Here is a 14,611-nt window from a genome sequence, read left to right as displayed (position 1 = left end):
TCGTCTTTTTTAAACGCATCTATTATCTAACATTTAGATATCGTATTGGTTATCGAACAGATAAGTCGATGGTTTACTAACGAGATAAAATTGGTTTATATGATATCTAAAATTAAACTAAAATTAAAATAGGAACCTATTATGAAAGACAATTATGATTTAGTCGTTATTGGTGGTGGTCCTGGTGGTTATGTTGCCGCTATCCGTGCCGCCCAACTTGGTATGAGCGTCGCTTGTATCGAAAAACGTATCTATAAGGGTGCACCTGCACTTGGCGGTACTTGTTTAAACGTTGGTTGTATCCCATCAAAAGCCTTGCTTGATAGCTCACATCGTTATGAAGCGACTAAGCATGACCTTGATGAGCATGGCATCAGCACTGGTGATGTGACTATCGATATCGAAACGATGATTGGCCGTAAAGAAGCTATCGTTAAGCAATTAACCGGTGGTATTGAGGGTTTATTTAAAGGTAATGGTATCGACTGGCTACAAGGCTGGGGTACTTTAGTTGACGGTAAAGGTAGTGATAAAAAAGTTAAATTCACCGCTGAAGATGCTGCTGAGTCTACTATTACTGCTAAGAATGTCATCCTTGCCTCAGGTTCTATCCCTATCGATATTCCTGTTGCTAAAACTGATCATGACCGTATCGTTGACTCAACAGGCGCATTGGATTTCACTGAAGTACCTAAGCGTCTAGGCGTAATCGGTGCTGGTGTTATTGGTCTTGAGCTTGGTTCAGTATGGCGTCGTTTGGGTTCAGAAGTAGTGGTTTATGAAGCGCTACCAAGTTTCTTAGCAGCTGCTGACAAAGACATGGCTAAAGAAGCGGCCAAGATGTTCAAAAAGCAAGGTCTTGATATTCGTGTCGATACCAAAGTTATCAAAGCTGAAATCGATGGTGAAGAAGTTGTCGTTACTAGCGAAAACAAAGGCGAGTCTTCAGAGCAGCGCTTTGATAAATTAATCGTTTGTGTCGGTCGTCGCGCTTATTCTGAAAAATTGCTAGGTGATGACAGCGGTATTAATCTAACTGAACGTGGTTTGATTGATGTTGATGATCAGTGCAAAACCAATCTTGATGGCGTCTATGCTATCGGTGACTTGGTACGTGGTCCTATGCTGGCGCATAAAGCATCAGAAGAAGGCATCATGGCGGTTGAGCGTATTCATGGCGAAAAAGCCCAAATTAATTATGACACCATCATCAACGTTATCTATACCCATCCAGAAATCGCATGGGTAGGTATGACTGAGCAAGAAGCCACTGAAGCAGGTTTTGAAGTTAAAACGGGCTCATTCAGCTTAGCGGCTAATGGTCGTGCTTTGGCTCAAAGTGAAGGCGAAGGCTCTATCAAGGTCGTTGCTGATGCTAAAACAGACCGTTTGTTAGGTATGCATGCGATTTCTGCTGGCGCGGGCGATATCGTCCATCAAGGTATGATTGCGATGGAATTTGTATCAAGCATCGAAGATTTACAGTTGATGACGTTCGCGCATCCAACGATCTCTGAAGCGGTACATGAAGCAGCATTGTCAGCAGACGGTCGTCCGATTCACGCAATCCAACGTAAAAAGCGTAAATAATTTTAATCGCTTAAAGTGTTCTTTATAAATATTTTTTTATAAAGGTACATTTTACAAAGATGCTTTAAGTGTTTTAAATGGTTATTAGATGATGACATGACCATCGCACTGTTTAAACAGCTGTTTTGAATTTGTATTTTTGAATGGCTATTTTTAAATGATGCGTTGGTCTTAAATACCGTAGAGCATTCTACAATGTATGGGTTTTCATTTTTTATTAATGGTAATAATAAAGGATTCAATCAATGAATTTACATGAGTATCAAGCAAAACAGCTATTGAAAAGCTATGGCTTGCCAATTCAAGAAGGCATCATTGCCTACAGTGGCGACGAAGCAGCAGCAGCTTTTGACAAAAATCCAACCGATATCGCTGTTATTAAAGCGCAGGTTCATGCTGGTGGTCGCGGTAAAGCGGGCGGCGTAAAACTGGTTAAAACTCGCGAAGAAGCGAAGCAAGTGACTGATGAGCTTATCGGTACGAACTTAGTAACGTATCAAACCGATGCTGCTGGTCAGCCAGTTAACTTCGTATTGGTTGCAGAAGATATGTACCCAGTACAAACTGAGCTATATCTTGGCGCTGTTGTTGACCGCTCTTCACGTCGTGTGACGTTTATGGCATCAACTGAAGGTGGTGTTGATATTGAAGAAGTTGCTAACAATACGCCAGAAAAAATCTTTAAAACCAGCATCGATCCATTGGTTGGTTTATTGCCATTCCAAGCGCGTGAAGTGGCGTTTAAATTGGGTCTTGAAGGCAAGCAAATCAATCAATTCGTTAAATTAATGACTGGTGCTTATCAAGCATTCATTGAAAACGACATTGATTTACTTGAAATCAACCCATTAGCGGTTCGCGAAAATGGCGAAATCGTTTGTGTTGATGGCAAAATTGGTATCGATTCAAACGCACTATATCGTTTGCCTAAAATTGCTGCGCTACAAGACAAATCACAAGAAAATGAGCGTGAGCTTAAAGCGGCTGAGTTTGATCTAAACTATGTTGCGCTAGAAGGCAATATCGGTTGTATGGTTAACGGTGCCGGTCTTGCAATGGCAACGATGGATATCATCAAATTGTACGGCGGCAAACCTGCTAACTTCTTGGACGTTGGCGGCGGTGCAACTAAAGATCGCGTTGTTGAAGCATTCAAGATCATTCTTGAAGACAGCAGCGTTGAGGGTGTATTAATCAACATCTTCGGTGGTATCGTGCGTTGTGACATGATTGCAGAAGCGATCATCGCTGCTATCAAAGAAGTTGACGTAAAAGTACCTGTTGTTGTCCGCTTAGAGGGTAACAATGCTGAGCTTGGCGCGAAAATCCTAGAAGAATCTGGTCTGAAATTAATTTCAGCTCAAGGTTTATCAGACGCCGCTCAGAAAATTGTTGACGCTGTTAAAGCTTAATTGCTCAATAGTACAAGGTGTTTGCTGTCATTCTGCTGCCGTTAACATTTAACGTGGCAGGATAGGCAAGCGCCTACCAGACAACCGCATACAAGGATAAGATAATGAGTGTATTAATTGATAAAGACACCAAAGTATTGGTGCAAGGTTTTACCGGTAAAAATGGTACGTTCCACTCAGAACAAGCCATCGAATATGGTACTAAAGTTGTTGGCGGCGTAACTCCAGGTAAAGGCGGTCAGACGCACCTAGGCTTACCAGTATTCAACACTATGAACGAAGCAATGGCAGCGACTCAAGCAGACGCTTCTGTTATCTATGTACCTGCTCCTTTCGTACTAGATTCTATCATTGAAGCAATTGACGCTGGTGTGAAGCTGATTGTAGTAATCACTGAAGGCGTACCAACGCTTGATATGCTAAAAGCCAAACGCTATCTTGAAGAAGCAGGCGATGTACGTCTAATTGGTCCTAACTGCCCAGGCGTTATCACCCCAGGTCAGTGCAAAATCGGCATCATGCCAGGTCACATCCATTTACCAGGTAAAGTGGGCATCATCTCACGCTCTGGTACATTGACTTATGAAGCTGTTGCTCAAACCACTAAACTTGGTTTTGGTCAATCAACCTGTATCGGTATCGGTGGTGATCCGATTCCTGGTATGAACCAGATTGATGCCTTGAAATTGTTCCAAGAAGATCCACAAACTGAAGCGATTATCTTGATCGGTGAAATCGGTGGTACTGCTGAAGAAGAAGCAGCTGCTTATATCAAAGACCATGTTACTAAACCAGTTGTTGGTTATATCGCTGGTGTTACTGCTCCTGAAGGCAAGCGTATGGGTCATGCCGGCGCTATCATCTCTGGTGGTCAAGGTACTGCTGAAGATAAATTTAAAGCGTTCGAAGCGGCAGGTATTGCTTACACGCGTGACCCATCAAAATTGGGTGAGAAACTAAAAGAAGTAACAGGCTGGTAGTATCAGCAGCTAACTGACTGCTAATACTCAAATGACGTTGAAAAAAAATGAAGGCACCCCTACAATGGGGTGTCTTTTTTTATTTTGAAAATAGCTTTGGATATCGATATGGAAAATAATAAAAATAAAATATTAGTGACTGGTGGCGCAGGATATATCGGTTCGCATACTTGTATTGCACTGTACGAAGCAGGCTATGAGGTAATGATATACGACAATTTATCTAATAGTAGTCGTGAAGCTGTAAATCGTGTCTCTAGCCTTATTGGTCAGCCTATCGATTTTATTGAAGGTGACATTCGTGATGCTGACTCATTAAGAAAAGTATTTTCAGCCCATCGATTCTTTGGCGTAATTCATTTTGCTGGTTTAAAAGCGGTTGGAGAATCTGTGGCTAAGCCATTGATGTATTATGATAATAATGTGAGTGGTACGATTACCTTACTTGAAGTCATGGCTGAATATGATGTTAAAAACTTAGTCTTTTCATCATCAGCTACGGTCTATGGTGATCCTGAAATCCTGCCAATTAATGAAGATTCTCCGCGTTCTTGTACAAATCCTTATGGACAAAGCAAGCTTACGGTTGAACATATTTTAGAAGATTTAGCAGTATCAGATAACAGCTGGAGCCTTATACCTTTAAGATATTTTAATCCAGTAGGCGCGCACTCATCGGGTCAAATTGGTGAAGATCCAAACGATATTCCTAATAATTTGATGCCTTATATCTCGCAAGTCGCGGTTGGCAAGCTTGATAAACTCAGTGTTTTTGGTAATGATTATGCTACCGTTGATGGTACGGGTGTACGTGATTTTATTCATGTCACTGACCTTGCAGAGGGTCATGTTGCAGCACTCAATTATCTAAAGCAGCAAAGCCAAAGTTTGGGCTTTCTGCCTATCAATTTAGGATCAGGTAAAGGAACTTCGGTATTAGAGTTGGTTAAAGCATTTTCTACCGTATCCGCTCAAGATATTCCTTTTCAGTTTGCTGAGCGACGAGCCGGTGATATTGCCAGTTGCTATGCCAGTGCTGATAAAGCTAAACAGCTATTAGGGTGGGAGGCAAGCCTTTCTATTACCGATATGTGCCAAGATACGTGGCGCTGGCAAAGTAGGAATCCTCATGGTTATGAAACAGTTTAAATTTTATAGAATATAGATTTGCCTCCATTCTTCTTTTAATACAGTTTAAAAATTATGAATAAAATCACTCATGCTGTTATTCCTGTCGCAGGCTTTGGTACTCGTATGTTGCCGCTGTCTAAATCAGTACCTAAAGAGCTACTGCCACTTGGTAATCGTCCAGCCATTCATTATGTAGTCGAAGAAGCCATTGCTGCTGGTATTAAACATATCGTCTTGGTTGGTCATGCCCAAAAGAGTGGCATTGAAAATTACTTTGATATCAATGCCGAGCTAGATAATCAATTGCGTGTGAAAGGTAAAGACGAGCTAGCAGACAGCTTAAACTGGTTGCCAGATGACGTAACCATATCGATGATACGTCAGGGTAAGCCATTGGGATTAGGTCATGCGGTACTTGCTGCACGCCCAATTATTGGTGAGCATGATTTTGCGGTACTACTACCAGATGTGGTACTTGATCCCTTCAATGGCGATATGACTGCTGATAATTTAGCTTTTATGATTGACGCTTTCGCTAAAGATAACCATTCGCAAATATTGGTTGATAAAGTTGCGGATGAGGATGTGCATAAGTATGGTATCGCCCAATTACATGAAATGTTTAGCGATGCGAATCCAGTAGATGACGAAGCGGATATGAATGTCAGCTTTAAAGTTGCTGGTTTTGTAGAAAAGCCCAATGTAGCAGATGCACCCTCAAGACTCGCCGTGGTTGGTCGCTATGTATTTAGTAATAAAATTTTTGATTATTTAGCCAATACTGAAGCTTCGGTCGGTGGTGAGATTCAATTGACGGATGCCATTGACGCCCTTATCAGTGAGTATGGGGTCAATGTTACCACCATGCGCGGTGATAGTTATGATGCTGGTGATATGCGTTCTTACATGCAGGCGTTTATTTATTTCGCTCAGCAGCAATTAGCAGATAAAGAGTAACGGATGAACGTTATAAAAGACGATAAAGTGTATGGTAGCGCCCGTCGCTCTAAATATTGGCAGCCGCTGCAAACGCTAGCTGAACAGCCATGGTCGCTTGCTCAGCTATTTGCAAAGGACGATGAGCGTACTACTCGCTTTAGTACGCAAGCTGGTGCGCTATATATGGATTATAGCAAGCAGTGTATTGATGAGACGGTATTAGCGAATTTATTGAGCTTAGCAGATAGCTGTGATCTGTCTGCGCGTATTAAAGCTTTGCTGCAAGGGGCGATGGTCAATACCAGTGAAGAGCGCGCAGCTTTGCATACAGCACTACGCTTACCGGCGAAAGCAACGTTACAAGTCGCTAACCAAGAATTTGGCAAACAAGATGTGGTTGCCGATGTCCATCACAGTTTGGCGCAGGTTGCCAGATTATCTGAGCGGGTACGTGATAATACATGGCGTGGCTTCTCAGGTAAGGCCATGACCGATGTGGTCAATATCGGGGTTGGCGGGTCTGATTTAGGGCCACTAATGGCGGCTACCGCGCTTGATGAGTGGGCAGATACCGATATCGAAGTGCATTTTGTCTCAAATATGGATGGCACCCAGCTTGATAATTTGCTCAAGCATTTAAATCCTGAGACCACTTTATTTATCATCTCATCGAAGTCTTTTGGCACCGTTGATACACTATCGAATGCCAAAACAGCATTATCATGGTTACTTGCCACGGCAAGTCTTCGCGCTGGTACTGAAGACAGTGTGTTACGTCGACATTTTATCGGTATCTCAGCCAATAGCAAAAAGATGAGTGCTTGGGGCATTCATCCTGAGCATCAACTACAAATTTGGGAATGGGTTGGCGGCCGCTTTTCTTTATGGTCAGCGATTGGATTGGCTATTGCCATTCGTATCGGTATGTCTGGGTTTAAAGCGCTGTTGAGCGGTGCTCATAGCATGGATGAGCATTTTGCGCAGACTGATTTTGCAGAAAACTTACCCGTATTGTTAGGCTTGCTTGCAGTTTGGAACAGTACCTTTTTAAAAGTGAATGCCCATACGGTATTGCCTTATGATGGACGTTTAAGCTATTTGCCCAGTTACTTGACCCAGCTTGAGATGGAAAGTAACGGTAAGTCGGTTACTCAGTATGGCGAGCGTATTGATTATGACACTTGTCCAATTTTATGGGGTGAGATTGGCTCCAATGCTCAGCATGCTTTTTATCAGCTACTGCATCAAGGAACGCAGCAAGTTTCTTGCGACTTTATCGCCTGCGTACGTCGTTATAATGATGAGGCAAAAAATACGCCACTACAACAACAGCATGAATTGTCTTTGGCCAACTGTCTAGCACAAAGCCGCGTGCTGGCTTTTGGTAATGCCGCTATCGCCGATACTGCAGCTCAGGTAGATTTCAATGCCGACAAATATAAATACTACCGAGGCAATCAGCCTTCAACGACCTTGCTTATCGATGAGCTAACCCCGCATAGCTTAGGAGCGCTGATCGCGCTTTATGAGCATAAAGTTTATGTTATGGCGAGTGTTTGGGATATCAACCCGTTTGACCAATGGGGGGTTGAAATGGGCAAGCAGATGGCAGAGTCAGTTCATGACGCCATGCAGCAAGAGGAAAGTGTCCAATTTGATACTTCCACCAACCAGCTTTTAAAACACATTCAACAGTTGTCTTGATAGTTTTACTACGTCAATCATTATTAAAGGTAAACTCATGAGCGCTGATGTCATAGATAAACACACGTACACACCTGAACCAAATCCGCTTAATAATTCTGCTGTGAGTCCTACCGTCTGCGTTCTTATTGGTCATAGTATTGAAGCAGTTACCAGTGCAGTGGTGCTGGCAAGTTTAGGTCAGTGCGTTCATCTGTATGCAGATAGAGCGTTATTGACGCAGCAGTTACAGCAATATGGTTTTGAGCATCATTTACAAGCATTATGGCAAATGTATGTGCAGCAGCAAAAAATCGTCATTTATGCGCTGCCTGACAGTGCTGATGCACTTATACAGTTCTATGAAGTTGTCAATCACAATGACGACCATAGCCGTAGTCATATAAGCCATGACATTAATAACCAAAAAATAGTTGCCCTATATTGGCTGTTTTTAGACAGTATTAAGTTAGCATGGATAGAAGATAGCTGGATTACCGCTTTCAATCATAGCCAGCAGCAGACTCAACCGCTGATTATGAGTGGTATTGAGCAGCTAGGTGCTATTGCCGCATTGGCACAGCGTCTAAAGCGTGCGTGGGTCTACTATTTACCGTTCGTATTTTTAAAAGACGGTGACGCTTATAGCTCGATGTTGCAGCCATCTTTATGGTTACTGGGTGAAAAAACTGCGGACAGTAGCCAGCATTTAGGCATGCTGCAACCCTTAATGCAACATGCTCGCGCGTCCCATCATGCTGATATTGCGACCATAGAGTTTGCTCGCAGTAGTATTATGGCGATGCTTGCCACAAGGGTAAGCTTTATGAATGAGATGTCGCGCTTGGCTGATAGCCAACAGGTTGATATCCAACAAGTGAGCCAGATCATGGCACTTGATGAGCGAGTTGGTAGTAGCTATCTGCAAGCTGGCTGGGGTTTTGGTGGCAATACTTTACCGACTGAGCTGGTCAAACTACAGCAGTCGAGTCGAGAGCATAGCTTAGAGATGTCCTTATTACAGTCAGTCATGCACATCAATGAAGACCAAAAAGAGCTGATATTCCGTAAGTTTTGGCAATATTTTGATGGCTTTATCGACAATAAGACGGTGATGATTTGGGGCGGTAGTTATAAAGCAGGATCGGGACGGACAGCGGAATCAGCCATTCATCCACTACTGGCGTTATTATGGTCTTATAATATCCGCACTCTGGTTTATAGTGATAAGGCGCAGGCTGAGCTTGCTGCCCTCTATGGGTCGCAGCCATTACTTCAATTGATTCACCGCCCTTATCAGCAGCTCAGTGAAGCACAGGCGGTTTTCATCATCAGTTGGTCGCCACAAGATCAGCTGGATATTACAGCATTAAATCAACAAGCAATGCCCATATTTGATGCACAAAATGTATTAACACGAGCGCAAATTGACAGTCTCGTGGGTGAATATAGAGGTATTGGTCGCGCTAAATAAGGCTTTTTATCAAGTGCAAAACTAGCGCAGCAGACAACAGGCATTAAACTAAATCTATAAGAAAGCGCCAGTTAATATATTCATTAACTGGCGCTTTCTTATAGAAGAATCAGTGGTTTTTTAGAGGAGATAAAACTAAAGCATTAAGCAGGAATTGCACCTTGAGTCGCAAGCCATTGCTGAATTTCTTGCGTTTTGTCTGCTAATAACTGCGCATCACCGCGACTTTCAATATTTAGCCTAATAAGTGGTTCAGTATTTGAGGCACGCAGATTAAAGCGCCATTCGCCACAATCAAGACTTAGACCATCAAGCACCGATTTAGCTGGATGTTGCGCACTAAATTTAGCTTCAATTGCGCTAATAATCGTCGGGGCATCATGAGTGGTAAGATGAAAGTTTAGTTCACCTGAGCTCGGATACGCTTTGATGTAACCGCTGACCAATTCTGATAACGTCTTGCCTGTGGTTGATAATAACTCAATGGTCAGTAACCATGGAATCATACCGCTATCGCAATAGAAAAAGTCGCGAAAGTAATGATGAGCGGACATCTCGCCACCATAGATAGCGCCAGAATCACGCATGACGTGCTTGATAAATGAGTGCCCAGATTTACTGATGACCGCCTTGCCATTATGTTCTTTTATAACGGCTTCAGTGTTATAAATCACACGAGGGTCATACACAATCGACTCACCTGCATGTTTATTTAAAAACGCCTGAGCAAGCATACCGACAATATAACTACCATCAATAAATTCACCATTTTCATCAAATAAGAAACAGCGGTCAAAATCACCGTCAAAGGCAACACCAAGGTCGGCTGTGCCTGCTAAGACAGCCTGCTGAGTGGCAGCTCTATTAGCCAAAATCATTGGATTAGGAATGCCATTTGGAAAGCTGCCATCAGGTGTATGGTGCAGTTTAATTACTTCAATGGGCGCGCCAGCTTGTTTCAGCTTATCAATCAATAAATCAACCACAGGACCAGCACTGCCATTGCCTGAATTAATAACCAGCTTTAACGGTTTCAATTTATCGATATCTAAAAAGCTCATGACATGGTCGATATAGGCACTTTTATCAGTCAACAGTTGCAACTTTCCGGATGGCTTATCAGTAGTAAATTGTCCCGATTCTGCTAATGCTTGAATCTCTGCTAAGCCATCATCGCCACTAATCGGCTTTGAGTGTTCCTTAACCAGTTTTAAGCCATTATAATTGATAGGATTATGGCTGGCAGTGACTTCAATACCGCCTAACGCTTGATAGTGACTGGTGGCAAAATATACTTCCTCCGTTCCAGTCATGCCCAAATCGATAACATCGACACCTGCATCTACTATGCCTTTGATCGTGGCTTGTTTTAATTGCTCGCTTGAATCACGGATATCGCTACCAATAACGATAGCAGGCTTTAAGTTTTTTAATTCAGTAGAGGCATCAGCTACGTTATAACGCTGAAATAAAATCTGTGCAAAGGCACGCCCAATACGATAAGCGATATCTTCATCGAGATTTACTCCAAGCTCGCCACGAATATCATAAGCCTTAAATGAATTGATGCTAATAGGATTAAATTCAGTGGCTGGTTGGTAGCCAGTAGTCGCAGAATTGGACATAGTAATAAGGTTCCTTGCAGGTGAGCAATGATGAAATAATTAAAATAATTCAGTAGTAACATGATTATAAGTCAATTGCGCATCAATGATACACTAACTGCTCCATTGCTATGAACGCCGCTTTATTCTGCTGCCTAATCAATTAAAATATAAGAGCATTCTTTATGAGTATTCTAAAAAAACAAATATCAGCACCTACAGCTGTGCAAGGAACACCAGCTGCTAGCAGTGAGTTGGACGATTTATTAGCATTAATGGCGCGGCTGCGTAGCGATTGTCCTTGGGATAAAAAACAAAGCAATCACAGCCTCATTCCTTATGCGATTGAAGAGGCTTATGAGTTAGGTGAAGCGGTACAAAGTGATGATGATGAAGATATTAAAGGTGAGCTTGGCGATGTACTGTTACAAGTGGTATTCCATTGTCAGATGTATGCTGAGCAAGGGCGTTTCGATATCAGTGACGTCATTACTACTTTGCAAGAGAAGCTGATTCGCCGTCATCCGCATGTATTTGAAGCTGAAACCCTTGAAGATGAAGCGGCAGTGAAAGTGCGCTGGGATGAAATCAAAGCAGAAGAGCAGCACGCACGCGAAGCACGTGGTAAACCAAAACGCCGTTTAGATAGCACCAAAGCAGGTAGTGCACTTATGCAGGCACAGGATGTGCAAAAACAGGCTTCGAAACTGGGTTTTGACTGGGAAGGTGTCACTGGCGCCTTTGATAAGCTTGACGAAGAAATAAACGAGCTGAAGGCTGAGATTGTAGATAAGTCTAAAGATGAGATAAACGCCAATATTACCGATATTGAAAAAGAGCTGGGTGATTGTATGTTTGCGCTGGTTAATGTGGCGCGCAAATTAAACCTCGATGCAGAAACAGCGACGCTGACTTGTGTGCATAAATTTAAATCACGCTTTGGCTATATTGAAGAACAGTTAGCCGCCGCGGGTAAGTGTCTAGAAGATAGTGATATAACTGAAATGGACGTGCTGTGGGAAGCGGCAAAACAACATGAACGCACATAATAGATCGTCACTCACGCATTTGCTAACGAGCACTGCTCTCTATTTGGCATGCATTTTCCCCATGTTACTTAATAACGCTTATGCTGCGCCGTGTTTTGATAATGCCCAAAGTGCTTATAAATACCTTTTGGAACAAGAAACGACGCTGACCCAAGCGCGTACGCAAACAGGTATTAATATCAATCGGGCGACAGAAGGTGAGCTGACAGCGTTGAATGGAATTGGCAGCAGCAAAGCGCAAGCCATTATCCTATATCGTGAAATGTTCGGTAGCTTTAAAACGGTTGATGAATTAACGAAGGTGAAGGGGATTGGTGCAAAAACCGTTGAGAAAAATCGTGGACGTTTAACCGTGCAAGATTAATAGCTGTATTTTGCTTTAATTAACCCCAATATTGACAAATTAGCATGTAAGTAAATGTCTAAATACACCCAGCAAGCTTAAAATTTGTTAAACTAGCAGGTACATCCGCCTGATAGACGCTGTGTTCGTCAGGGTTGGTTAAGAATAAAGGCAAGGAGTAGATGCATGGCCGAGCGTGCCGCCAAGCAGTTAGAACTGAATAAATCTGAATTACCCAATTCCATTACTGAAGTAATTGCCACCCTAACCCGAGCTGGGTTTGACGCCTATATCGTCGGCGGTGGCGTGCGTGATACCTTGCTAGGTCTGCGTCCAAAAGATTTCGATGCAGTCACTGATGCCAAGCCTCATGAGATTAAAGATGTCTTTGGTAAGCGCTGCCGTATTATCGGCCGCCGTTTTCAGTTGGCGCATGTGTACTCTGGGCGTGAGCTTATTGAAGTGGCGACCTTCCGTGGTCCACCTATCAATGATTCCAATACCAATCAAGATGGTATGATTCTGCGCGACAATGTCTGGGGCGATATCAAACAAGACTTTGCCCGTCGTGATTTTTCTATCAACGCCCTTTATTATCAACCGCTTAAAGGTGTGGTTCATGATTTTTGCGGGGCGCTTGAAGATATTGATAATAAAATTATTCGCTTATTAGGTAATGCACCGACGCGTATTGAAGAAGATCCGGTCAGATTGCTGCGTGCTTTGCGCTTTAAAGCTAAGTTAGGCTTTGAATTTGATAACGAATTAGCGGCACAATTCAATGATGGCAACTGGGCGCTGCTAGAACAAATCTCTCCGCATCGTCTTTATGACGAAACGCAAAAGATGTTTACCGGCGGTTATCTGGTGCCGTTATTGCCGTTATTGTTTGAGTCAGGTGCGATTGATAGCTTAATTATTTATCCGCCTTCTGAGCCTAGTGCTTTAGTACAGCAAGTGGCTATTAATACTGATAAACGTATTGGCGCTGGTAAAAGTATCAATCCGGCATTCTTTTACGCTGCTTTGCTGTGGGAAAATTATTTACATCAATTAGAAAAAGCCAAAAAGCGCAATATGCCTTTTGCGGACGCACAAATGCATGCAGCAGGTAAAGTTATTGATCGTCAACGTATCAAAACTGCTATTCCAAAATTCGCTGAACAGTTTATCCGAGATATTTGGATATTGCAGCCAAAACTAGCTGGGCCGCGTAGCAAACAGATTGTACAGTTGTCTGAGCATCCACGCTTTCGTGCAGGCTTTGATTTCTTGTTATTGCGCGAGCAATGTGGCGATGCTGAGCATCCATTATCTGAATCGACCAATGGTATGGGCGACTGGTGGCAGACCTATCAAACCTTGTCCGAGCAGCAACAAGATCAAGCCATTGACAATTTTGATGAAAATATTCGCCGTGGTGCCTATAAACAAGGACAGCGTGGTCGTGGGCGTAATCGTCAGAACCTTCAGAGTTCGAACGATACTGCCAAGGTGAATCGAGTAGATAGCGAGATCCAAGCATCTGACCATAACAATACTAGAGCGACTGCTGTCAATGACGCTTCAAATGTACCGTCACGTCGCCGCCGTGCCAGTCAGCATACATCTGCTAACCAAAAAAATAAAGGTTATAGCGCGCAGCAAGTCACACAAGACAATAATGAGCTGGCACAGCTGCAGCAATTGTCTTTGGCTAGCCATAGTGATGGTATCAATCAGCAGCATACGCCAAAACCTGCGCCACTGTTTGTTATAGAGCATGGCAACGTTGTGCCGCCTCTCAAAAAGCAGCTGCCAATTGCAGAGAAGGCGAGGTCTAAGCCTAATCAAGCGCCTATGGAGCAAAATGCATCGGCTAAAAAAGCATCGACAGAGACTCAATCACAGAAACAAGAGACAAAAGCTGCTGCTAAAGTGCCTGCTGCTAAAGTAGATTCAAACAACCTCTCGCACAATAAAGTAGCAGTAGAGACTCAGTCATCTTCGAGTGGCGCACGTGCTGTATCCTATGAGACTCGCACTGTAGCACAGTCACCTGCACTCGTAAGCATAAATAATGAGCCGATACCGCATAAACGCCGTCGTCGTCAGCCTACTGTGATTGAAAGTTCTGACGTTGTAGCAGAAGCTAGCAGTGCCAAAAAAGCAACGGCAACAGACGCTAATAGCAATGAGAAAGCAGCTGGCAAGTACGCAAAGAAAGCGCCTAAGTCGGTCACTCACTCTGCTGATGAAGTGGTTAATAAAGTTCAAAAATCTGCTAAAGCATCAACTGCAAAGCCTGCTAAAACCAGTCAAGTTGCCAGTCCAACAGTTGTTAGTAATATGAATAATAATAAAGGGCCTGTGCCATCGAAGCGCCGCCGTCGCCAGCCAAGCGTCAATGACGTTTAACGTCGACAG

11 protein-coding genes are annotated in these 14,611 nt (G+C 43.1%); 10 read left to right on the top strand and 1 reads right to left on the bottom strand.

Annotation, left to right across the window (positions count from 1 at the left end; all coding sequences use genetic code 11):
* The first annotated feature begins 141 nt into the window (after positions 1–141).
* The 7 genes from lpdA (at position 142) to ACMHKH_RS04780 (ending at position 9,209) form a co-directional block, all read left to right on the top strand.
* A complete protein-coding gene (lpdA, locus tag ACMHKH_RS04810; protein ID WP_413519529.1) occupies positions 142–1,590 on the top strand; it encodes a dihydrolipoyl dehydrogenase in 1,449 nt (482 codons plus the stop codon).
* Positions 1,591–1,835: 245 nt separating this feature from the next.
* On the top strand, positions 1,836–3,002 hold the full coding sequence (sucC, locus tag ACMHKH_RS04805) for an ADP-forming succinate--CoA ligase subunit beta (RefSeq protein ID WP_413519528.1): 1,167 nt from the start codon (positions 1,836–1,838) through the stop codon (positions 3,000–3,002).
* A 104-nt stretch (positions 3,003–3,106) separates the two neighbouring features.
* Positions 3,107–3,982: a succinate--CoA ligase subunit alpha gene (sucD, locus tag ACMHKH_RS04800; protein WP_413519527.1), complete on the top strand. Its 876-nt coding sequence runs from the start codon at positions 3,107–3,109 to the stop codon at positions 3,980–3,982.
* Positions 3,983–4,090: 108 nt separating this feature from the next.
* Positions 4,091–5,131, top strand: coding sequence for a UDP-glucose 4-epimerase GalE (galE, locus tag ACMHKH_RS04795; protein ID WP_413519526.1), 1,041 nt, complete (start codon positions 4,091–4,093; stop codon positions 5,129–5,131).
* A 54-nt stretch (positions 5,132–5,185) separates the two neighbouring features.
* Positions 5,186–6,070, top strand: a complete 885-nt coding sequence (locus ACMHKH_RS04790; RefSeq protein WP_413519525.1) for a UTP--glucose-1-phosphate uridylyltransferase — start codon at positions 5,186–5,188, stop codon at positions 6,068–6,070.
* Positions 6,071–6,073: 3 nt separating this feature from the next.
* The gene (gene pgi, locus ACMHKH_RS04785) at positions 6,074–7,756 is read left to right on the top strand and encodes a glucose-6-phosphate isomerase (protein WP_413519524.1); all 1,683 of its coding nucleotides are present in this window, start codon (positions 6,074–6,076) and stop codon (positions 7,754–7,756) included.
* A 37-nt stretch (positions 7,757–7,793) separates the two neighbouring features.
* On the top strand, positions 7,794–9,209 hold the full coding sequence (locus tag ACMHKH_RS04780; RefSeq protein WP_413519523.1) for a UDP-glucose/GDP-mannose dehydrogenase family protein: 1,416 nt from the start codon (positions 7,794–7,796) through the stop codon (positions 9,207–9,209).
* Between the two features lie 143 nt (positions 9,210–9,352).
* Here ACMHKH_RS04780 and ACMHKH_RS04775 read toward each other — a convergent pair whose 3' ends face one another.
* Positions 9,353–10,834, bottom strand: coding sequence for a phosphomannomutase CpsG (locus ACMHKH_RS04775; protein ID WP_413519522.1), 1,482 nt, complete (start codon positions 10,832–10,834; stop codon positions 9,353–9,355).
* Positions 10,835–10,998: 164 nt separating this feature from the next.
* Here ACMHKH_RS04775 and mazG point away from each other — a divergent pair, with 164 nt between their 5' ends.
* The 3 genes from mazG (at position 10,999) to pcnB (ending at position 14,602) form a co-directional block, all read left to right on the top strand.
* Positions 10,999–11,862 (top strand): nucleoside triphosphate pyrophosphohydrolase, encoded by an 864-nt coding sequence (mazG, locus tag ACMHKH_RS04770; protein ID WP_413519521.1) that lies wholly within the window; start codon positions 10,999–11,001, stop codon positions 11,860–11,862.
* A gap of 61 nt (positions 11,863–11,923) precedes the next feature.
* On the top strand, positions 11,924–12,226 hold the full coding sequence (locus ACMHKH_RS04765; protein WP_274902797.1) for a ComEA family DNA-binding protein: 303 nt from the start codon (positions 11,924–11,926) through the stop codon (positions 12,224–12,226).
* A gap of 165 nt (positions 12,227–12,391) precedes the next feature.
* Entirely contained in the window at positions 12,392–14,602 is a 2,211-nt protein-coding gene (pcnB, locus tag ACMHKH_RS04760) for a polynucleotide adenylyltransferase PcnB (RefSeq protein ID WP_413519520.1), read from the top strand.
* Positions 14,603–14,611: the final 9 nt, after the last annotated feature.

The sequence above is a fragment of the Psychrobacter glacincola genome, from assembly GCF_965118485.1.
GTDB classification, from domain to species: domain Bacteria; phylum Pseudomonadota; class Gammaproteobacteria; order Pseudomonadales; family Moraxellaceae; genus Psychrobacter; species Psychrobacter glacincola_D.
Note: the sequence above shows the minus strand (reverse complement) of the source record. Positions and strands in the feature narration are given on the sequence as shown.